This window comes from Sporosarcina sp. (assembly GCF_029257255.1).
In the GTDB taxonomy this organism is placed as follows: domain Bacteria; phylum Bacillota; class Bacilli; order Bacillales_A; family Planococcaceae; genus Sporosarcina.
In genome coordinates, this window is the sequence record NZ_JARICI010000061.1 from 1 (window position 1) to 21,658 (window position 21,658).

The 21,658-nt window shown below is 42.2% G+C and carries 17 protein-coding genes and 1 pseudogene; 13 read left to right on the forward strand and 5 right to left on the reverse strand.

All coding sequences use genetic code 11. The features are described from left to right. Positions 1-194: 194 nt before the first annotated feature. The 9 genes and pseudogenes from Q1J64_RS12535 to Q1J64_RS12580 all read left to right on the forward strand — a co-directional run bounded on the left by Q1J64_RS12535 (position 195) and on the right by Q1J64_RS12580 (position 9,650). A complete protein-coding gene (locus Q1J64_RS12535) occupies positions 195-1,268 on the forward strand; it encodes a M42 family metallopeptidase (protein WP_301109417.1) in 1,074 nt (357 codons plus the stop codon). A gap of 24 nt (positions 1,269-1,292) precedes the next feature. Further along, positions 1,293-1,817: a DUF84 family protein gene (locus Q1J64_RS12540; protein ID WP_301109418.1), complete on the forward strand. Its 525-nt coding sequence runs from the start codon at positions 1,293-1,295 to the stop codon at positions 1,815-1,817. Positions 1,818-1,893: 76 nt separating this feature from the next. Next, on the forward strand, positions 1,894-2,412 hold the full coding sequence (locus Q1J64_RS12545; RefSeq protein WP_301109419.1) for a hypothetical protein: 519 nt from the start codon (positions 1,894-1,896) through the stop codon (positions 2,410-2,412). A 38-nt stretch (positions 2,413-2,450) separates the two neighbouring features. Beyond that, the gene (locus Q1J64_RS12550) at positions 2,451-3,266 is read left to right on the forward strand and encodes a DUF1444 domain-containing protein (RefSeq protein WP_301109420.1); all 816 of its coding nucleotides are present in this window, start codon (positions 2,451-2,453) and stop codon (positions 3,264-3,266) included. Further along, entirely contained in the window at positions 3,263-3,868 is a 606-nt protein-coding gene (gene ytpR, locus Q1J64_RS12555; RefSeq protein WP_301109421.1) for a YtpR family tRNA-binding protein, read from the forward strand. The genes Q1J64_RS12550 and ytpR overlap by 4 nt, the downstream gene beginning before the upstream one ends. Positions 3,869-5,121: 1,253 nt before the next feature. After that, a pseudogene (locus Q1J64_RS16795) lies at positions 5,122-6,873 on the forward strand (DNA translocase FtsK); the annotation flags it as partial. Between the two features lie 135 nt (positions 6,874-7,008). Next, positions 7,009-8,322 (forward strand): UDP-N-acetylmuramate--L-alanine ligase, encoded by a 1,314-nt coding sequence (gene murC / locus Q1J64_RS12570; RefSeq protein ID WP_301109425.1) that lies wholly within the window; start codon positions 7,009-7,011, stop codon positions 8,320-8,322. Between the two features lie 160 nt (positions 8,323-8,482). Next, entirely contained in the window at positions 8,483-8,935 is a 453-nt protein-coding gene (locus Q1J64_RS12575) for a DUF948 domain-containing protein (RefSeq protein ID WP_301109426.1), read from the forward strand. Positions 8,936-8,990: 55 nt separating this feature from the next. Next, positions 8,991-9,650 (forward strand): YtxH domain-containing protein, encoded by a 660-nt coding sequence (locus Q1J64_RS12580; protein ID WP_301109427.1) that lies wholly within the window; start codon positions 8,991-8,993, stop codon positions 9,648-9,650. A gap of 50 nt (positions 9,651-9,700) precedes the next feature. Here Q1J64_RS12580 and Q1J64_RS12585 read toward each other — a convergent pair whose 3' ends face one another. After that, entirely contained in the window at positions 9,701-11,842 is a 2,142-nt protein-coding gene (locus tag Q1J64_RS12585; RefSeq protein ID WP_301109434.1) for a cell division protein FtsA, read from the reverse strand. A 163-nt stretch (positions 11,843-12,005) separates the two neighbouring features. On the opposite strand from Q1J64_RS12585, the gene Q1J64_RS12590 reads away from it, so the two are divergent. Continuing rightward, the gene (locus Q1J64_RS12590; RefSeq protein ID WP_301109435.1) at positions 12,006-13,088 is read left to right on the forward strand and encodes a bifunctional 3-deoxy-7-phosphoheptulonate synthase/chorismate mutase; all 1,083 of its coding nucleotides are present in this window, start codon (positions 12,006-12,008) and stop codon (positions 13,086-13,088) included. Positions 13,089-13,222: 134 nt separating this feature from the next. Then, entirely contained in the window at positions 13,223-14,221 is a 999-nt protein-coding gene (ccpA, locus tag Q1J64_RS12595) for a catabolite control protein A (RefSeq protein WP_301109428.1), read from the forward strand. Between the two features lie 61 nt (positions 14,222-14,282). On the opposite strand, the gene Q1J64_RS12600 is transcribed toward ccpA, so the two are convergent. The 4 genes from Q1J64_RS12600 to Q1J64_RS12615 form a co-directional block, all read right to left on the reverse strand. Next, a complete protein-coding gene (locus tag Q1J64_RS12600; RefSeq protein WP_301109429.1) occupies positions 14,283-15,437 on the reverse strand; it encodes an acetoin utilization protein AcuC in 1,155 nt (384 codons plus the stop codon). Continuing rightward, positions 15,434-16,078 (reverse strand): acetoin utilization AcuB family protein, encoded by a 645-nt coding sequence (locus tag Q1J64_RS12605; RefSeq protein ID WP_301109430.1) that lies wholly within the window; start codon positions 16,076-16,078, stop codon positions 15,434-15,436. Before Q1J64_RS12605 ends, Q1J64_RS12600 begins: the two co-directional genes overlap by 4 nt. 15 nt (positions 16,079-16,093) lie before the next feature. Beyond that, the gene (locus Q1J64_RS12610; protein WP_301109431.1) at positions 16,094-16,726 is read right to left on the reverse strand and encodes a GNAT family N-acetyltransferase; all 633 of its coding nucleotides are present in this window, start codon (positions 16,724-16,726) and stop codon (positions 16,094-16,096) included. 166 nt (positions 16,727-16,892) lie between these two features. Further along, positions 16,893-19,829 (reverse strand): transglycosylase domain-containing protein, encoded by a 2,937-nt coding sequence (locus tag Q1J64_RS12615; protein ID WP_301109432.1) that lies wholly within the window; start codon positions 19,827-19,829, stop codon positions 16,893-16,895. A gap of 372 nt (positions 19,830-20,201) precedes the next feature. Between Q1J64_RS12615 and tyrS the strand changes: the two genes are divergently transcribed. Both tyrS and Q1J64_RS16800 read left to right on the forward strand, forming a co-directional pair. After that, on the forward strand, positions 20,202-21,467 hold the full coding sequence (gene tyrS, locus Q1J64_RS12620; RefSeq protein ID WP_301109433.1) for a tyrosine--tRNA ligase: 1,266 nt from the start codon (positions 20,202-20,204) through the stop codon (positions 21,465-21,467). 87 nt (positions 21,468-21,554) lie between these two features. Continuing rightward, positions 21,555-21,658 (forward strand): transposase (locus Q1J64_RS16800; protein WP_483315973.1); only part of this gene is annotated, 104 nt, incomplete at its 3' end.

Here is a 21,658-nt window from a genome sequence, read left to right on the forward strand (position 1 = left end):
ACGTTTCGGACGGGCAGCTGCTCGGGTCACTTCGACTTTTACAAAAAGATGCAAAGGACGCATCTTTTGTGAAAAAGTCTCCAGTGCCTGTCGCAGCTAAGCGCCCGCTTCCGCTTTTGGTATCAAATAGTTTTCATCTTTCTGTCATCTGTCTATAATGACAGAGAGGCAGTTAAAAAAAGTGAGGGATTTGTATGAACAAAGAAACATTGGAATTATTTCGTACGTTAACAGAACTTCCAGGCGCACCGGGGAATGAGTATCGTGTCCGGGCTTTTATGCGTGAACAGCTTGAAAAAAATGCAGATGAAATGATTCAGGACGGACTGGGCGGTGTGTTCGGTATTCGTCATGGTAAAGAAGGCCAGCCGAAGATTATGGTGGCAGGCCATATGGATGAAGTTGGATTCATGGTGACTGGTATTACAGACAATGGAATGTTGCGTTTTCAGCCGTTAGGCGGCTGGTGGAACCAGGTGTTACTTGCACAGCGTGTGGAAATTATTACGGAAAACGATGCGGTACAAGGGGTCATCGGCTCGATTCCTCCACATTTATTGAGTGATGCTGAACGAAGTAAGCCAATGGATATCAAAAATATGCTGATTGATGTAGGTGCAGATGATAAAGCAGACGCAGAGAGCTTTGGCATTCGTCCAGGCCAGCAGATCTTGCCTATTTGTCCGTTCACACCGATGGCCAATCCGAAAAAAATCATGGCAAAAGCATGGGATAATCGTTATGGCTGCGGACTTGCGGTGGAATTGCTGCAGGAAGTGAAGAATGATACTCTTCCCAACACGCTTTATTCAGGTGCAACTGTTATGGAAGAAGTCGGTCTTCGGGGTGCGCAGACGGCAGCTCGTATGATCAATCCGGATTTGTTTTTCGGATTAGATGCCAGTCCAGCTAATGACGCGAGCGGCAATAAAACAGAGTTCGGTCAGCTTGGGAAAGGAACATTATTGAGAATACTTGATCGCACGATGGTGACACACCGCGGGTTGCGTGAGTTTATTCTGGATACGGCAGAAACACATCATATCCCTTATCAATATTTCGTTTCCCAAGGCGGTACAGATGCTGGACAGGTGCACGTTTCTAATGAAGGGGTTCCGAGTGCAGTAATTGGAATCTGTTCACGCTATATTCATACAGCAGCCTCCATTATCCATACCGATGACTATGCGGCAGCTAAAGAACTGCTTGTACATTTAGTGAAAGCATGCGATAAAACAACTGTGGAAACGATAAAGCAAAACTGCTGATGTAGATAGAAGGGAGTTTACTGCATGAAGTTTATTCTAGGTTCAGAAAACCAAGCAAAACTACGTGCTGTTTCGCGTATTGTGAAGCAGCATCTGGTAGGCAGTGAAATTTCATCTGTTTCCGTTCAGTCAGGAGTAAGTGCCCAACCGATGAGTGATCTGGAAACCAGACAAGGTGCTATTAATCGCGCGATGGCAGTGTGTGCTTTGCGTGAAGATGCATATGGCATTGGACTCGAAGGCGGGGTGCGTATGATTGAAGGCACCATGTACCTTTGTAATTGGGGCGCGCTGACAACTCCGGATGGCAAGACATTTACTGCTGCAGGTGCACAGATTCCTATACCGGAAGCATTAGCGGCAGAAATAAGAAAAGGCATTGAATTAGGAGATGCTGTTGATCAGTATTTTAAAAAACAGGATATTCGAATGTCTGAAGGGGCGATGGGCATGCTGACTGCCCAGGCAGTCCCCCGTGATGTGTTATTTGAACATATTATGCAGTTGTTGATCGGTCAGTTTCTTTATGTCCAAGCAGCTCTTCGATGAAGATTGCATTAGTTACAGCATGCGATTAGAATAAGACTGATAGAAATTGTACGGTGCAGAGAAGGGGGGAACCTGGATGTTCCGAAATGGAAAGGTTGTCTTGCTGATATTGTTGGCTGTCGTCCTTGCAGGATGTTCTCAGAAAGTAGAGAGCCGCACAGACGATGGATTTATTGACGCAAAAAATGCTTTTGAAGCGAATGATAAGAGAGCCAATGATTCAGTTGGAGATATAAAGTTCCATAAGCCAACCACAATGAAAGTGGACAAGCAGTCTACTTCTCAGACGATTGTTTTAACTAAACGAAATGATTCGTTTTATTTGACTGTCAATCCGAATGAAAAGAAAGATAGTCGCGTCTATTATGATTTACTACTGACAGATGAACCAGAAAAATTAATCGGGGCTCAGACTTTCGCGAAAGATGAAGCGTTTGGTTTTGTGGCAGTCATTCAAAAAAGTGAAAACCTGGTTGAATTAGTTGCGAATGTTGGTGGAGCAAAAGTAGAAACTGTAACAAATGAAGAAAATATCGACTCTTATTTGGAGAAGATGATGCAGATTGCCCGTTCTGTTCAGCATAATGATCAATAAGTTTGCATGGTAATGATTATGGAGGGAGAGAAACTTCAATGGAAGCAAAGGACTTAGTGGAAGAATTGAAACGTCGGCTGCCCGCGGAAAAGTTTGACTGGCAATTCGATCGCAAGGCAGACAAACTGCGAATCGTTCACCACACTCTTCATCATGGGATGGATATTTCCTTACCGGAAATCCTGGCAAAGTATGAAGTGAAAAAAGAACGAGCGATTGATGAGATCGTTTATACGATTCAGGAAACGTTTGATGCAATGGAACAGGAGCAGGCAAAAGGATTTGCGAATCAAAAAAATATTTATCCTGTTATTCGCTCTACTTCATTTCCAAAAGAAAGTACTGCAGGCATTCCGTTCTTGACTAAGGATCATACAGCGGAGACGCAAATTTATTACGCACTTGATTTGGGAACAACTTATCGTTTAATCGATGAAAATATGTTAAAAGATATGAACATGACAGAACGAGAAGTGCAGGAAGTGGCAATGTTTACGGTTAAAACATTGCCGACTGCATGGAAACAAGATACCGTTTCTGATAATGTATTTTACTTCATTAACAATAATGACGGCTATGATGCCAGCCGAATTCTTAATCAGCCGTTTTTGAAAGAAATGGAACAGAAGATAGAGGGGCATATGGTTGTCTCTGTACCGCATCAGGATGTCTTAATCATTGCGGATGTGCGCAATGATACTGGATATGATGTCATCGCACAAATGGCCATGCAGTTTTTCACGACTGGAGCAGTGCCGGTTACATCGCTATCATTTATTTACGAAGACGGTAAACTGGAACCGATTTTTATTATGGCAAAAAACAGATTAGCTAGAAGGGAAAAGAAAAAATGAACGTATTTTATAATGCACAAGGAGTGGGCGATGTTTTATTCGTCCAGCTTACGACAGAAACACCAGCTCAGGTAGTTTGCGAGCGTAAAAATGATGTAGCAATTTTAAAAGATGAGAAAACAGGCGAGATCGCTGGTTTCAACTTATTTGATGTCTCTACTTACTTCGCTGTCTCTGCAGTAGGACAGGTAGAATTAACAGAAGAACTCGGTGAACAGCTTAAAGATGCCCTGAAGAAAAATGAAGCTAATATTGAACTGAATTTAGACTTCAGTCCGAAATTTGTTGTCGGTTATGTAACAGAGAAGGAAAAGCATCCAAACGCTGATAAGCTGAATATCTGTCAGGTTGATGTTGGAGACGAAACATTGCAAATCGTCTGTGGAGCACCAAATGTAGAAGCAGGGCAGAAAGTGGTTGTCGCAAAAGTGGGGGCTGTGATGCCTTCAGGGATGATCATTAAAGATGCAGAACTGCGTGGTGTGGCTTCATCAGGCATGATTTGTTCAGCTAAAGAGCTGGGACTTAAAGATGCACCGGAAGAAAAAGGCATTCTTGTGCTGGATGAACAAAAAGAAGCTGGAGAAGCATTCGAAATCTAATCAACTCCAATTAACTAATCAGCTTTTGCGACGGGCTCAATACAGCCTGTTGCAAAAGCTTTTTTTAATTATACAATGTAACTCTTGTGGAATAACCCTAACTAAATATTTTGATAAGTATCTAATTTTCTTTTATTTCCCCAACAGCATAGATCTGTTTGATTTCCATGCAAGTAACCTGTTAAAATAGATTGATTGACATGAAAAGAGTGATATATTTGAGTTGGTTACGAAACATGAAAAGGCGTCTTCAGCAAATGAAGGAAGACGATGGACAGACAATCGATCCATATCAAAATGATTTAACCGGTGATACAGAAAATAATAAAAAAACAAAGTTTAGATTTCCTATCGTTTCAGACCATGAGATCTATGGCTGGGAAAAAGAAATCGATCAAAACGAATATACAAAAGACTATTTACAACAAGAATTAGAAGAAGAGTATGAAAAGGTGCCGCTCTATCAAAATAACCGTTGGCCCGGACGGCATGCGCAAACCGGCAAGATTCACAGAGCAGAAGCACGAGCTGAATCTAGTAAGCCACAATCTCACTCAAGCAGTCAGCCGGCTGCTCCAGTAATAAAAAAAGTAGAGGCGGAACCTGCACCCTTGTCAGAACGGCCAAAACCTTCACGCAGGCCATTTTCTCCGACGGAAGTACCGTCACCTATTTATGGCTATCACAAAAGTTCACCGATTCTTTCTGCAATGGAAGCGGCAAAAATAAAGAGACAGCAACAAGAGGCAGAACAGCCGAAAATAACACCGTTATACGGTCCTGAAGAAGTTGAGAAGGTGCAAGTACAGAAAGAAACTGTTCTTCCAGTAGAGCTGCCGCCAGAAGATACAAAGATCCCTGCAATCCAAGAAATTATGGAACCTGCACAAGATCACATGGGAGATTCTTACATAGAATCAAAGGAACCTGAATATGAATCTGAAGGTGAACCTGAAACGAAGACTGAAGCAATGCCGCTAGAACAGAAAGACGTACAGACTTCATCTCTCCTAGCAATTGCTGAAGACCTATCAGAAGAATCATCTCCTTCAATGGTTAGTACGATAATTGAAGAAGAACAAGAAGAACAAGAAGAACAAGAAGAACAAGAAGAACAAGAACAAGAACAACCAAAACAACAAATAAAAGAACAACCTATAGAAGTAGAGCAAGCAGATTATTCATTACAGCAAGAAAAGGCACAAGTGCAACAGGCAGTACTAGCAGAAACACGAGAAGACAATCCAGAAGAGGTCGAGAAATTACCACCTCTGATTACTGATGAAATCGTTGCAGAAGAGCAGGAAGTTTCACAAGAAGAAGTGGAAGAGCAACCTGAAGAGCGTGTTCCAGAAAAGAAAGAGAAAATCATGCCATTTAATGTTTTGATGCTTCAATCTGATAAACAGAAATTGCTTGCGAAGAGTGCGTCTGTAAAAACGGATTCAACACCGACAGAGCAAATTCCTCCTGTACAGTCTGCGATTGAAAAGGCAGTGCTAGTAAGGACGCCAGCAATGAGTGTAGCTCCTTCGGTACCAGAAGAGACTGAAAAAGTAGTTGAAACGGAAGAAATAGAAGAAACACCACCGCCTTCTTATGCTTTTCCTTCTATTAGCTATCTCACGCCGCCTGAAGAAGAAATTAAGGATGAAGAGTGGTTGAAAATGCAATCCGCTAAATTAGAAGAAGCACTGTCTTCTTTCTCTATCCAAGCGACCGTAATGGCAGCTGTACAAGGTCCTGCTGTTACGATGTTCGAATTGACAGTAGAGCAAGGTGTGAAAGTTAGTAAAATTCGAAATCTGACCGATGATCTGAAACTGGCTTTGGCTGCTAGAGATATTCGAATTCAAGCACCGATTCCCGGCACTAGCATGATCGGAGTAGAGATTCCGAATCGCCAGACGAGAGCAGTTCGTATTTCAGAAGTCATTGAAAGTACATCATTTACTTCGTCAGCTTCACCTTTAGAAGCGGTGTTAGGTTTGAGTTTAACAGGTGAGCCGCAAACACTTGACTTGCGTAAAATGCCACATGGAATGATCGCGGGAGCTACTGGTTCCGGTAAATCAGTATGTATCAATTCAATTCTAATTAGTTTGCTCTATAAGGCTTCTTACCACGATCTGAAATTATTATTAATTGATCCGAAGATGGTGGAACTGGCGCCGTATAACGGAATTCCGCATTTATTGAGTCCTGTTATTACGGATGTCAAAGCTGCCACTGCTGCACTTAAATGGGCGGTAGAGGAAATGGAAAGACGCTATGAATTATTTGCTCATTCCGGCGTACGAAACATCGAACGCTATAATGATATGGTCATGGAGTCACGTCGTTTCTCTTTGAAAATGCCTTATATGTTGATCGTCATTGATGAGTTAGCAGATTAAATGATGATGGCACCGGCAGATGTAGAAATATCGATCAGTCGGATTACACAAAAAGCCCGTGCTTGCGGGATTCATTTGATTATTGCTACCCAACGTCCTTCTGTAGACGTAATCACAGGTACGATAAAAGCAAATATCCCGACACGTATTGCATTTGCAGTCTCTTCACAGGTCGACTCCAGAACGATATTGGATGGTGTCGGGGCGGAACGTCTGTTAGGAAAAGGCGATATGCTCTACTTAGGCAATGGCCAATCATCTCCTGTCCGGCTGCAAGGGACATTTGTCACGGACGATGAAATAGAGCGTATAATAGAACATGTTCGAAATGAAGCGGAACCAGATTATTTATTCGGCCAGGAAGACTTATTGGCGTCCGCTATTCAAGAAGAGGAGACCGACCCGTTATTCCGGCAAGCCTGTACGTTTGTCATTGAACAGGGGAGTGCATCCACCTCTTCGCTGCAGCGTCATTTCAGCATCGGATACAATCGTGCTGCAAAATTAATTGACCGCATGGAATCGAACCAGTTTATATCGGAACAGCGAGGAAGCAAGCCGAGAGATGTATTTTTGACACATCAGGAATTGGAAAGCTTTCTAGGTTGAAAATGTTTCATAGCCGGTCACTAATCTTTATAAAAACACATGCTATACTATGACAAGATATATTCTTCAGCCGCTGGAAATGCGTATGTGCTGTTGATAAAAAGTGGGATGAAAGAGTTCCCGGGAGGTTTCAATATGACATTGTTTCATTTTACAGGCATCAAAGGTTCGGGTATGAGTTCACTTGCTCAGCTTTTGCATGATTCTGCTTATACAGTCCAAGGTTCAGATGTAGAAAAATACTTTTTTACAGAAGACCCTTTACATGAACGAAATATAAAAGTACTGCCCTTTGATGAAAATAATATCCAACCCGATATGAAAATTATTGCAGGGAATGCCTTTAAAGACGATCATCCCGAATTGGTCCGCGCGAATGAATTAGGACTTGAAGTGATACGCTATCATGATTTTCTTGGTACGTATATGGAGCAATTCACATCGATCGGTGTTACTGGAACACATGGTAAAACGTCCACTACGGGATTGCTGTCCCATGTACTTGGCGGATTTGCGCCGACTTCCTATTTAATTGGGGACGGCACTGGAAAAGGTGTCGAAAATACGGAGTTCTTTGTTTTTGAAGCCTGCGAATATAAACGCCATTTTTTAGCTTATCACCCTGATTATGCAATCATGACCAATATTGATTTTGATCATCCTGACTACTTTACGAGTTTAGATGACATCCTGGATGCTTTTAGTGAGATGGCTGGCCAGGTGAAAAAAGCATTGATTGCTTGCGGTGATGATGAAAATCTTCAACGTCTGCAGACGCAGGTTCCGATTGTCTATTACGGTTTGGAATCATCTAATGATTTTTGTGCAGCTAATATTGAAAAAGATCAAGTGGGCTGTTCTTTTGACGTCTTCATCCGCAATGAATTCTACTATCGCTTCACGATTCTACAGACAGGGGATCATGCGATAAAAAATGCGCTCGGAGTCATTACATTATGCCATTATGAGAATATCCCGGCAGAAGTGATCAATGAACGTTTTGCTTCATTTCCTGGTGTGAAAAGAAGGTTTTCCGTCATGGAGCACGAAGGAAGAATTCTAGTAGATGATTATGCACATCATCCTACTGAAATCCGTGCTACACTAGATTCAGCACGTCAAAAATATCCCGATCGCGAAGTAGTAGCTGTCTTCCAGCCGCATACGTTTACACGCACCGCTGCGCTGATGGATCAATTTGCTGAAAGTCTGGCTGAAGCAGATCAAGTATATCTTTGCGATATTTTTGGTTCAGCAAGAGAACAAGCCGGTAATTTAACGATTGTGGACTTAATCAATAAGATTCCTAATTCACACCATTTGAAACTGGATGAAATGTCTGAACTTGCACAACACCAAGACGCCGTAATTCTGTTTATGGGCGCAGGTGATATTCAACTGTATTTACAAAAGTTCAAGTCCAGTATTTCGAAAGAAGAAACAGCCTGACCTTCGCGTCAGCTGTTTCTTTTTTTAGTTAGAAACAATTAGAATTTGTTGGAGGATATCGCCTAGTTATGTCGAAGAGGAGTAATAGGACGAAAAGTTTAGATGCTCTGTAAGAAGGGTAAAGTTTTCGTATAGAATATGCTGTAGGGGGAAAAGGTCAGTGGTTAATTTACTTTACATTGCAGCAGTTGTGGCTGCAATCGCATTTCTTATTTTATGTGTCAGTCTAGCCATGACTCTCGGGTCTTTAAAGACTACGTTGAGCAGTGTTTCACACACAATGGATGATTTGACAAAACAACTAGAAGGAGTCACAACAGAAAGTACGCAGCTTCTTCACAAAACCAATCAGCTGGCTGAAGATCTGCAAGGAAAAGTGGAAAAGCTGAACACTGTAGTGGATGCTGTTAAGGGAGTAGGAGATTCGGTTACTAACTTGAACCAATCTGTTCATCAAATCTCTAGCTCTGTTACTTCAAAAGCTGAACAACACAGTGAGAAAATTGCGCAGGTTTTGCAATGGGGAACTGTTGCAGTCGGTCTTTACGATCAAGTGAAAGAGCGACAGCCGGCAAAGTCTTCTGGCTGGACAGTGTACAAAGCTCGTTCATAGTACAAGCATTTTCCTAAGCGGCATACAAAACACTTAATTCACAGGAGGAAGAAAAATGACAGAAAACAAACCGAATTACAATGAAAACCAAGGTACTTATACGAATACGTACGGGCAGCCTCAGTACCCGGCAAATTACACATACCGTTCTACCAACGATCTGTATGAAGAGGAGAGCAACGGCACGGGAAGCTTCCTTGCCGGCGCGATCATCGGTGGTATCATCGGCGCAGCTACTGCATTGTTCCTTGCGCCTAAAACTGGCCGTGAGATGCGTGAAGATTTCACAACACAGGCATCTCAATTGAAAGATAAAAGTATTGAATTGAGTTCAACTGCAAAAGAAAAAGCGGTAGAGCTATCCAGTGCGGCTAAAGACAAAACAGCTGATCTGACTGATACAGCAAAAGAAAAAACTGCCGCGTTTACTTCTGCAGCGAAAGATAAAACTTCAGAACTGTCTCAGACTATCCAGGTGCAGTCGGGACAATTAATGGATAAAGTGAAGTCAGCTACAGCGAAAACAAGCATTCCAATGGATGACGGTACTGTATCTTCTGAAGGTGAAGAAGCAACGGATTATAAAAGCATGAACAAAAATAGCGAAACGTCCGGTGAGCTAAAGAAATCAGATCAGCCGATCAGTGAAAACGAAAAACAAAAACCTAACAAAAATGTAAATCCAAATCAGAAAGTAAGTTCCACTAAAAACTGATAAACGGTAAATAAAAAAGCTGTGATCTGTAAAGGATCACAGCTTTTTGTTTATTCAAATCGAATTTCCAGATTATCTCCTCCGAAAATCGGTTCATTAAATCGAATTGATTCGCCATTTCGCAATAAGCGATAAGCCGAAGATGAATTGGCTGGAAGGGAAAAGTCGGTAAAAGAGAAAATATCACTAAAAATAATCGGTGCCTCGGATACGGTCTTAAATTCTACTTGATCATCCGGATGCACTTGATACGTTAGATCAGCGAGCTGGCCATTGACATATGCGGCTGTCCGCTGTTTTTTTATGGTTACCGGCTGATTATTGAAAGTCACATCAGCGCGTGCTTCTAATATAATCGCTAATTCATCAGCGATTTCTTTAATCTGCAGTAAAGCTGGCTGTTTGATTTCAATAATATCCCCGTCCTGAACAATATGCTGTGGAGATATTTCTTTGCCGTCCAACAAAAAGCCAGTGGAGCGCAGTTTCAATACATGATTTATCCCGTTCCACTTCACAACAAATGGCTCAGCGGATGATAAAGGATGCGGTGTCCCATGAACTTGTCCAATGGCAGCAACCAATGTATTAGCCAGCCGTATAGTCAGCTCATCACGGTCAGCGAGTTGCGTGTCTAACGCAGTTACACGACCGTTTAACAGGATCTCGCTTTCCAGAGTAACAGGCATTCCGTCCAGATAGAAATGTATGGATGCAGGTCCATCTGCCAAATCGCTGACAGTAGCTTTTGCATCACTTCCGTCTTTTCCGAAATCTAGCTCAATTACATCTTGATTACGTATCAGGTCTTTTGTGCTCGCTTCGGCTCCATTTAATAAAATTCTAGTAGAAGAACCGTGCTCGCCTGGAATCGTCACCCATTGGCCATTCACTTTAATTGTCAGTGCGAGACCCGGCTTGCCGTATAATTGACGGGCGGATACATGCGCAGCAAGCAGTGCGTCACCTACGGTCATTTCTTTAAGTTCAAAGAGTCTGATCGTCTGTTCATTAACTGTAACTGACATATAATGAATCGGCGCTCTCTTGGCAGCAATCGCGATACCTATCGGCGTTACTAGTGCAGGAGAGGCTTGAATTGACTCGTCGAGAGTGACACCTGATAGGGCGTCTAGACTTCTTATGGCTACGCGATTTTCGGGTAGTTCAAGCTGTACACTCAATTCCTTTGGCAAAGTAGGCGTTAGACTTCCGCCTCCGACAATCATCACGGCTTGAGGGGAAGAATAATTATTTAACTTTTTGATCTCATCTGCAATTGAAACAGCTAAACGTTTTACTGCAGGAGCAATGACATCAACGGCCTCTGCAGAAGGAATTTGCTGTTCGAACCCTAAAATATCCTGTACTGTCAATGTATCTTCGGAAGAAATCTGCCGCTTCATGGTTTCAGCCAGCGGAAAGTCTAATAAATAATGACTGCTCAACGCTTCGGTCACTTCATCGCCTGCTACCGGCACCATACCATAAGCGGTTACGGTATTTTCATTGGCAATGGCAATATCAGAAGTACCTGCACCGATATCCACTAGCGCGATGTTTAATCTTCTCATGGAAGGAGGAATAAGTACGTTAATGGCAGCAATCGGCTCAAGCGTCAGTGCTTCCATCTCTAAATCAGCGCGTTTTAAGGCTGCGAGTAACGATTCAACTACAACACGCGGCAGGAATGTGGCGATTACTTCAATCGTTGCTTCTTTACCCGTCTGATCTATCAGATTCCCAATGTCTTCCCCATTCAATTTATAATGCAATACAGAATAGCCTACACAGTAATAATGATCGTCTTCTTTCAGCTCTTGAGAGGAAAGTAACGTCTGTTGAGCTTTTTGCACTGCGGATAATTCCAATCGGTTAATGTCTTCAGTTGAGATTAAGGAGCGCTCCGAGATATCTATGGTCACGGAACCTTCTGCTGTCTTAAGAGAGCGGCCGGCAGCAGCAACACTGACGCGCTCTAACTTACCGTGCCGCTCTTCAAGCTCCAACTTAATTTCTTGAATAATAGAGGCGACGCTTAAAATGTTATGTATTTGTCCATCAATCATGGAACGTTCTTTATGTTCTTTTGAGATCAAATCAACAATGTGAAATGAATCTTCCTGTTCTTTTAGCACGATGCCGACAACAGAGCGTGTACCGATGTCTAGTGCGAATAAAGTATTAGCCAGAATCTTCAACCCCGTTTCTATGTGAAAATAGTGTAAATGTATTAATTCGGTGAAATTGCGTGACTTTTCAAAGAGGTTTCTTTATACTAGGTCTATTATATAAAAATGTAACATAGATTCCGAAGTTAGAAAAGGATGATATGTGCGGGGAGGAGACAGAATGATGAGCAAGCAAGATTTAGGTGAGTTAAGAGGACGTATTGATCAGTTGAACGTAGAGATTTTAGAATTGATCAATAATCGAACAGCAATAGTCCAAGAAATTGGGAAATTAAAAGAAAAGCAAGGTGTTAATAGATATGATCCAATCCGCGAACGGGAGATGTTGAATGTCTTAAAAAATGCCAATCACGGCCCATTGCCAGACGGTATTTTGGAACAGGTATTCAAGTCGATATTCATGTCAGCGCTGGAGGTACAGCAGGACGAGCAAAAGAACGCATTGCTCGTATCCCGTACTAAGAAAGCGGAAGATACAATCGTAGATGTAAACGGACAGAAAATTGGAGGTTCTGAACCAACATTTATTTTCGGTCCTTGTGCAGTAGAATCTTACGAGCAGGTATTGGCGGTTGCCAAGTCAATCAAAGCTAAAGGATTAACGATGATTCGCGGAGGAGCATACAAACCGCGTACATCTCCATATGACTTCCAAGGCTTAGGTCTTGAAGGATTGAAAATTCTTAAACGTGTTGCAGATGAAACTGGATTGTCCATTGTTACGGAAATTATTACACCGACACATTTGGAAGAAGCGCTTGAGTATATCGACGTGATCCAAATCGGTGCACGTAACATGCAGAACTTCGAATTGCTGAAAGAGGCAGGAATGGTTGATAAGCCAGTGCTTCTAAAGCGTGGAATGTCTGCTACAATTTCTGAATTCGTCAATGCAGCTGAATATATTATTTCTAAAGGAAATACTAATATCATGCTATGTGAGCGCGGAATCCGCACGTATGAAACAGCTACACGAAATACATTAGATATTTCAGCTGTTCCAATTCTGAAGCAAGAAACACATTTGCCTGTATTCGTTGATGTGACGCACTCTACAGGTCGTAAGGATCTATTGCTTCCAACTGCGAAAGCAGCGATTGCAGTAGGAGCTGATGGTGTAATGGCGGAAGTTCATCCGGATCCTGCAGTTGCTTTGTCAGATTCGGCACAGCAAATGGACATCGAGCAGTTCGATGAATTCTACGAACAGATGCAACGTTTCATGAACACGCACCAAACGATCTGACAATGAGGCACCGATCCTTCCTAAGAGGGTCGGTGCCTTCTACATATAAAAGTTTTTTAAATAAAGAAAAAACCCTATAAATCGGGGTAACACTGTATACTAGTATAGAATAAGGATAGTTGGGAGGATCAGAAATGGCCATCACCATTTACGATGTAGCACGAGAAGCAAACGTATCTATGGCAACGGTTTCACGTGTAGTGAACGGTAATCAGAATGTGAAACCTGCTACACGCAAAAAAGTATTGGATTGTATTGAAAGATTGGGGTACAGACCGAATGCAGTGGCGAGAGGTCTGGCAAGCAAGCGGACAACGACCATTGGCGTCATCGTACCCGATATGTCAAAAAGCTACTACGCAGAACTTTCACGGGGAATCGCAGATGTAGCAACGATGTACGAATATAATATTATCATTTCTAACTCGGATAAGAGTACATCACGTGAAGTAGAACTGTTTGAAGACCATTTAGGCAAGCAAGTAGATGGACTAATCTTTATGAGCGATTCAATTTCTCCTGAAGTACGGACAGAAATGAAAACTGCAAACGTTCCAATTGTGTTAGCAGGCACACTAGATTTCGAAACTAATTTACCTTCAGTCAATATTGATCATGAACAGGCTGCTTATGAAGTAGTGAAGATGCTGATCGATAATGGACACAAGCGAATTGCTTTCGTTTCAGGACCTTTTACACGTGACATCAACAGAGTTTGTAAGCGTGTAGGCTATGTGCGTGCGTTAGAGGAAGCGGGTTTAACAATTGATGAGTCGTTAATTGTAGAAACTGACAATACGTACGATGAGGCTTATGAGAGCTGGAACATCCTGAAGAATTTGGATGAGCGTCCTACTGCAGTCATGGCAAGCAGTGATGAAGTCGCGGTCGGTATTATGAATGGAGTGCGTGATCAAGATCTTCGCATACCGGAGGATTTAGAAATCATCTGCTTCCAGCACTCCAATCTCGCAAGGATCGTCCGTCCTCAGCTGTCAGCGATTGTTGTACCTTTATATGACTTAGGTGCAGTATCCATGCGTTTATTGACGAAATTGATCAATAAAGAAGATGTAGAAGAAACAGAAGTCGTCTTACCTTATCATTTAGAAGAACGCCAGTCTGTTAAATAAAAACAAGCAGCTTATCTCTTTACTAAGATAAGCTGCTTGTTTTCGTATAGGGCAAAGAATATTAATCTTTTCGTATTATGTGAAGTGCTCTCGTCAGCATTTGTTCATTCTTCTCATTAATATCATTCTTTCTCGGCACAGGCTCGTACAAGTCCGAGGGGTCTTCCCATGTGTCTATGAGCGTAACTGGAGATTCCGGCTGCCACTTCTCAAGCCAAGTCTCTGGAAGGGGACCAGCAGGTGTAGGGATACCTTTCATTGTCAGCCATAAATGTGACCATGCACGCGGTACTACGCGCCATATATCATATCCTCCGCCGCCAATGGCAATCCATCGCCCATCGCAATATTCTTCGGCAATATCCTTCGCGAGTTTTGGTATTTCTTCGTAGATTTTCATCGTGCTGTATAAGTGGGTTAGCGGATCAAAGTAATGAGCATCTGCTCCGTTCTGAGTTAAAATCACATCAGGTTTGAAGTGCTCTGCTACTTCACGCAGAGCTGTTCGGTAAATATGAAGGAAAGATTCGTCCTCTGTAAACGCATCTACTGGGAAGTTGAAAGACGTTCCGTAACCTTTCCCGTTACCGCGTTCCGTCACATTTCCGGTCCCTGGAAATAAATAGCGTCCCGTTTCATGAATAGAAAACGTGCAGACGTCGGAATCATCATAAAAAGTCCATTGCACACCATCTCCATGGTGAGCATCTGTATCCACATACAATACACGCGCGCCATATTTTTTCTGCAGATACTTAATCGCAACGGAGCTGTCATTATAAATACAAAAACCCGACGCTTTTCCTTGGAATCCGTGATGTAGACCTCCGCCAAGATTTAATGCATATCTTGACCGACCTTCCATCACTTCTTCAATTGCAGTAAGCGTGCCACCGACTAGTAAAGCGCTTGCATCGTGCATACCGGGGAAGAAAGGAGTATCTTCTGTCCCGATACCATAGATACTTCCTATGCTTTCGGTTACCTCGCCTTTACTTGCTCTTTTCACGATCTCGATATACTTCGCATCATGTGCCAAAAGCAATTCTTCGTCTGTTGCTACACGCGGTATGACGATATCATCTTCGTTAATCGCATGTAATTCTTTCAATAAATCTATTGTTAAAATGATTCTCTTCTGATTAAAGGGATGCGTATCCGAAAATTCATAGTTTAATTGGTCTGGTGAAAATATAAAACTTGCTTGTTTCTTCATGAGCCCATCTCCGGTTCGCTTGGCCAAAGAACCTGAAACCCTTCCGCTTTTAAATCCTCGATAATCGAAAGGGGATTCATTCGTTTGATTCGGACAGCTAGAATTTTATAATCTTCCTCGTCTTGATAGGGATGTACGAGGACACTGAGTACGTTGGTATTATGTTCATGAAAGATTTTAGATACTTCATAAAGTATGCCTGGTTTGTTAGGCACACGGATTTGGATATGTGAACTAGGCTGATTGGCACCAGTTAATTCAATATAATTATGAAGCAGGTCAGTTTTCGTCAAAATTCCAACCAACTCATAATTAGAAACAACTGGAACGCAACCAATTTCATATTCATAGAAAAGCAAAGCAGCTTCTTCCACAAAGTCTCTCGGATGCCCAATCAATAGATCAGTTTTCATAATCTTAGATAGGGGAGTCTCATAAAGTGAAGGCTCCAGCCTGTCTGAAATACTCGACGGCGATGCTTCTTTTACATCACGGTCTGTTACCAAGCCAATTAAACGTCCATCATCGATAATCGGAATATGTCTGATTTTCTTCTTTTGCATCAATTGAATGGCGTCCTCAATTGTATGGGTTGCATTCAATGTAATGACATCTGTTTTCATAATATCTTGTACGAGCATCGTCATTCCTCACTTTCAGTGGTTTACGCGATTCTTGAAACGTACGTTGTCAAATTGCTGAATGGAATTTTGGTCGACTCGTTTGCCAATTCTCGCCATCAAACAGTTGGCAGGATGAGAACAAACTTCTGGATCATCAGTGGAGAAAAACTCCATACCGCCTGCACGCATCATTTTTTCCATCACTTTTCGGTAATCCCACACCGTTAAACCGGTTCCTTTTAAATCCCAATGCCAGTAATATTCAGTAGTAATGATGATATAATCTTCCATTGCATCATCAATCATAGACAGCTCTAATAATCTTTTTCCTATCCTTGCACCCCGATAGTCATTTGCCACTTCAATTGCACCCAGCTCAATTAAATTAGGAAGCTTTGCCTCATACCATCGCTCCAAAGGATCTGGATAGAGAAACGTTACATAACCAACGATGGTGGTGCCAATCCTTGCAATATTAATTCTTCCTTCTGGAAATGCCGAGATTTTCACTAATGCTTCTTGCTGCTGTTTTGGAGGACGAAATGCTTTCAGTCCATCGTGGAAATCTAACGCAGCTAATTGCTCAGATGAAACCGGCCCTTCAATAACCAATTCACCTTCATCGTGAGGAAACGTCCTTGAAAAATAGGTTTTATGATGTTCCACGCAGTTCACTCCTTCCTTAATAAGTTACCCTGTCAGTGACGAATTAATCGTTGATAATTCCGAATTTTCATCTCTCTATTAAGTATACAAGTTCTAGAATGAAAATGTCGGTATTATATTACAAAAAACCGAACTACAATCATAAGATTGCAATTCGGTTTGAAAATTAATCTTTCTTAGGCGGTTCCGGTTTTACCGCATCCGGTTTTTTCGCCTCATCTTTTTGATCGTCAGTATTTGTGCTGCCATCTTCTTTGTCCGGTTTAGAACTGCCATCAGTAGAGCCATTGTTATTGTCAGGAGCCGGTTTATTTGGCTCCGTGACAGGAGTTTCAGGCTCTTTTTCAGGTTCCGGCTCAGCTTCAATTTCGTTTCCAACAGTATTAGAAGGTCCTGATAACAAACCAGTAATATCTACCGCCCGCACATAGTAAGAACCGGAACCGATTGAATAAGAACGGGACCCAGATCCTACAGCACCAATTCGTGCGCCGTTTTGATATATATAATATCCAACGACGTCATTGGAAGCTGATCCTGACCAAGAGAGAACAGATCCGTTACTGCTCGCTGACACAGGGGCAGGGGGGACGTTGTCCGCAGGGAATACAGAACCAGACACAACATTAGTTGAATATCCACCTTGGCCTGCAAACAGCTTCGATCCATCTCCACCAAGTCGGCCGAGCATCCTTTTAATAAACTCAGAGTTTACACCAACGCCTCCTGCTGTGACAAATTCACGAGGTGTCGAAGGTAATGCCTGATACATCTTACCGTTAATCAGTACCCCTGCAGATGAAATGATACTGTCATCCGGTTTTGAAGGTACCATGGCTTTTGAATTAAAGAGATCCGATTTCACTAGTCCCGCTGCTGAACAGGCAGCTGATGGAGCTAAGCCAGAGATCGAACAGAATGAACGAGATACGACACCTGCAGGTCTTTTAAATGTATCCCGCGCTTTAATCGTTTCTGGTATTATGCCATTCGCAGTATTCATCAGTTGACCGAATAAACGAGCAGTTCGCTCTGAAGGGTGCATCTGACTGCGGCTGCCATTATACAAAGTTTTCGTCTGATCTTTATAACCAAGCCAAATACCCAGTGATACATTAGGGGTATATCCCATCAGCCAGGCATCTGCATAATGTTGAGACGTACCTGTTTTGGCTGCTAGATCAGGCCGGAAGTTCATGAAGCTGGGCACTCGCGCACCAGTACCTACCGTTTTCAGTACATCGCGTAGCATATCAGTAACGATATACGCAGTTTCAGGGCTGAAGACTTCTACTGGCTCCGCTTTATGTTCGTAGACAATATTGCCTTTCATATCTTCAATGCGATCAATCATGTACGATTCAATAAATTGACCATCATTCGCAAATGTCGCGAAGGCATTTGTATTTTCTTCAACAGAAACACCATACTTTAATCCACCCAGCGCTGCTGAGTGATTATGGCCGTCTTCATCAATAATTTTAGAGAAATTCATTTTGCGCAGGAAGTCGATTGGCTGTCTGTCTATGATCTGATCGTACAGGCGGGCTGTCGATAAGTTTTGTGAACGCGCCAACGATTCACGTGCGGAAATAATTCCTAATTCTCTATCGTAATAGTTTGAAGGTTTCCATCCGCGCAAGTTAAACTTCACGTCAACGACGGGACTGCCAGCGCCAATTACGCCATATTCAATTGCCGGGGCATAGACAAGCAAAGGTTTCATCGAGGAACCATTCTGTCTGAAAGCCTGCGTCGAGTGATTTGTGGCTTCTAATTCATGATCCCGTCCGCCCACAAATGAAAGGATTTTTCCGCTGTGGTTTTCAATCATCGTAGCGCCGACTTGTACAGGATTTTCAACAATTGTACTTTTACCGGATTCTTTATCAGTTGTTTCAGACGTATAAGTAAATCCGTAGTACTGGAAATTCTTTGCGACTTCATTCATTTTGTCATAAAGTTCTTTATCAATCGTAGAATAAATACGATAACCGTCTGTGCGCATCGAGCGGTCGGCAATTATCTTATATTTTTCCTCAATATTAGAATCTTCTTCGAAACGTTCTGCATCAATACCGTCTTTTTCAGCCAGCACTTTTGCCAGGATTTTTATCGTACGATTTTGAATTTCCTGTGTAACGTATGGATATCGTTCAGTTGCTCGTTGAGTAGGCTGTCTGAAATCTTTCGTGATGTCATAAGCAATTGCCTCTTCATATTCTTTGGCAGTAATATAGCCAGTGTCCCGCATTCTGAACAATACTGTTTTCATCCGGTTGATGCCTGGCTGAAGTTTTTCAGGTTCTTTCAATCCCTGGTTTTTACTGTAGAAAGGGGTATAGGCAAAAGGTGCTTGTGGAATCCCTGCAATATACGCGGCCTGAGGTAATGTTAGCTCGCTGGCTTTAATTCCGAAAATTCCTCTTGCAGCAGTTTCGATGCCTGCGATATTTTGTCCCACTACATCACGACCGTACGGAATGATATTCAAGTATGCTTCCAAAATTTCATCTTTTGTCATAAAGTGCTCTAAACGCATAGCGAGTAATATTTCTTTTGCTTTTCGTTCATAGGAAACTTCATTCGTCAGGATTTGGTTTTTTACGAGCTGCTGCGTCAGAGTTGAACCGCCTGTCTGACTGTCAGAGTTCGTGACGTCCTGGAAAACTCCGCGAAAAATGGCTTTTGGCACGATCCCGGTATGTGTGTTGAAATATTCATCTTCAGTTGCGAGGACTGCATCTAGAGCATATTGGGACACTTTGTCCAATGTAATTTGTCTTCGTTCAATATCTGAGTTGATTTTACCGAGATAAACATCTTTCGCAAAATACATTTCGGAAGTTTCTTCGTAAGTGAAAACCGCGTTGCGCAGTTCTTCTTTCGTCCGAAGGGGTTCTTTTGCAACTAATGAAGCAAAATATCCGGCTCCGACAGAGGTGGCAAAAACGGCACCGATTACGCCAAAGATCAGTAACAAAATAAATAAATTCCAGATAACTCCTGAACCAATTCGAATCTTTTTTGCCCAAGACTCTTTTTTCAATTGTTCAAACTTATTTTCTAGTTGCTGGATACGTTGGTTTTTGTCTTTAGTCAAGTCATTCTCCCCCTAAAAATCTTTCTTATTATATCATAGATGGCACAGTAAATAATCATTTATTGTTGACTTTCATTAGAACTTGTATAAAATGAAAGACATACGAAATTACATGTTGAAAAAACCGAAGTAATGATAGCGAGTGTCCGTCTTAGAGAGACAGCGGTTGGTGGAAGCTGTTCGGTGCGCTATTCATGAATTACAGTTTTGGAGTGTACGCTTTGCACGGCGTTACCAGTGCCTTAAAGCCGGAGAGTCTCTCTCAAGCCGGGTGGTACCGCGTTACGTTTATTACATTCAACTAGCGTCCCTGCATAATCATTTTTATGATTGTGTGGGGACTTTTTATGTTGATTGAGGAGGAAATGGAAAATGACAAATGAATTAATGGATGATTTAAGATGGAGAGGTCTGCTGTACCAGCAAACAAATGAAGAAGGTTTGGAAAAGCTTTTAACGGATGAAAAGATTTCTTTGTACTGCGGAGTCGATCCGACAGCAGACAGTATGCATATCGGACATATCGTGCCGTTACTGACACTACGCCGTTTTCAGCTGCACGGGCATAAGCCGATATTGTTAATTGGTGGAGCTACAGGAATGATCGGGGATCCATCAGGACGCTCTGAAGAACGCCAGCTGCAGACGACTGCACAAGTTGAAGATAATGTTCGTGGCATCAAAAAACAACTGGAAATGATCTTTGATTTCCAAACAGAAAATGGGGCTAAGCTCGTTAACAACAATGACTGGATTGGTTCCATGTCATTGATCGAATTTTTACGTGACTACGGAAAGTTGCTGAGCGTCAATTACATGCTTGCAAAAGATAATGTCGCGTCTCGTTTGGATCAGGGGATTTCCTTCACTGAATTCTCTTATATGTTGATGCAGGGTGCAGACTTCAACCATTTATTCGACCATCATAATTGCCGCGTGCAAATCGGTGGATCGGATCAGTGGGGGAACATCACAACAGGTCTTGAAGTGATCCGCAAGATGCATGACGAAGAAGTGAAAGCATATGGATTTACAATTCCTTTGGTAACGAAAGCAGACGGCACGAAATTCGGTAAATCTGCAGGCGGCGCAGTATGGCTCGATGCAAAGAAAACATCACCATATGAGTTCTACCAATTCTGGATCAACGCTGCAGACGCAGATGTTGTTAAATACCTGAAGATCTTCACATTCTTAAGCCGTGAAGAAATCGAAGCGCTTGAAATATCGGTTCAGGAAGAGCCACATCTGCGCAAAGCACAAAAAACACTGGCGGAGGAAATGACACGCCTAATTCACGGACCAGCTTCATTAGAACAGGCGATTCGTATTTCCGCTGCGTTATTCAGCGGTGATCTAAAGGCACTGACAGCATCAGAAATGAAAGATGCATTCAAAGACGTACCGACTGTAGAGATGAAGAAAGAAGACATCAACATTGTCGACTTCATCGTACAGGCAGGCGTGTCTCCATCAAAACGCCAGGCGCGTGAAGATGTCGCAAACGGTGCAATTTCATTTAATGGAGAGCGTATTACAGAAACTGATTTCACAGTAGGGGCAGAGCAACGGTTAGAGGATGCCTTTACGATTGTGAGACGCGGGAAGAAGAAGTATAGCATGGTGAAGTTTGTTTAAATAGAAGGTACTTAAAAAACAGTGACGAGAGTTGATGTGCACCCCAAAAGTTAGAGTTATAAATTCTAACTTTTGGGGTGTTTTATTGTGGCTAAGTATAGTAATGAATTTAAGATGATGATTATTCATGAATATCTCGATGGGAAATCAGGATATAAGACATTGGCCAGAAAATATGGTGTAAAGGCTGA

Bases quoted from the DNA above. Each gene is read 5' to 3' on its own strand.
- Q1J64_RS12535 (WP_301109417.1), top strand. From the start codon at position 195: ATGAACAAAGAAACATTGGAATTATTTCGTACGTTAACAGAACTTCCA.
- Q1J64_RS12540 (WP_301109418.1), top strand. From the start codon at position 1,293: ATGAAGTTTATTCTAGGTTCAGAAAACCAAGCAAAACTACGTGCTGTT.
- Q1J64_RS12545 (WP_301109419.1), top strand. From the start codon at position 1,894: ATGTTCCGAAATGGAAAGGTTGTCTTGCTGATATTGTTGGCTGTCGTC.
- Q1J64_RS12550 (WP_301109420.1), top strand. From the start codon at position 2,451: ATGGAAGCAAAGGACTTAGTGGAAGAATTGAAACGTCGGCTGCCCGCG.
- ytpR (WP_301109421.1), top strand. From the start codon at position 3,263: ATGAACGTATTTTATAATGCACAAGGAGTGGGCGATGTTTTATTCGTC.
- murC (WP_301109425.1), top strand. From the start codon at position 7,009: ATGACATTGTTTCATTTTACAGGCATCAAAGGTTCGGGTATGAGTTCA.
- Q1J64_RS12580 (WP_301109427.1), top strand. From the start codon at position 8,991: ATGACAGAAAACAAACCGAATTACAATGAAAACCAAGGTACTTATACG.
- Q1J64_RS12590 (WP_301109435.1), top strand. From the start codon at position 12,006: ATGAGCAAGCAAGATTTAGGTGAGTTAAGAGGACGTATTGATCAGTTG.
- ccpA (WP_301109428.1), top strand. From the start codon at position 13,223: ATGGCCATCACCATTTACGATGTAGCACGAGAAGCAAACGTATCTATG.
- Q1J64_RS12600 (WP_301109429.1), bottom strand. From the start codon at position 15,437: ATGAAGAAACAAGCAAGTTTTATATTTTCACCAGACCAATTAAACTAT.
- Q1J64_RS12605 (WP_301109430.1), bottom strand. From the start codon at position 16,078: ATGCTCGTACAAGATATTATGAAAACAGATGTCATTACATTGAATGCA.
- tyrS (WP_301109433.1), top strand. From the start codon at position 20,202: ATGACAAATGAATTAATGGATGATTTAAGATGGAGAGGTCTGCTGTAC.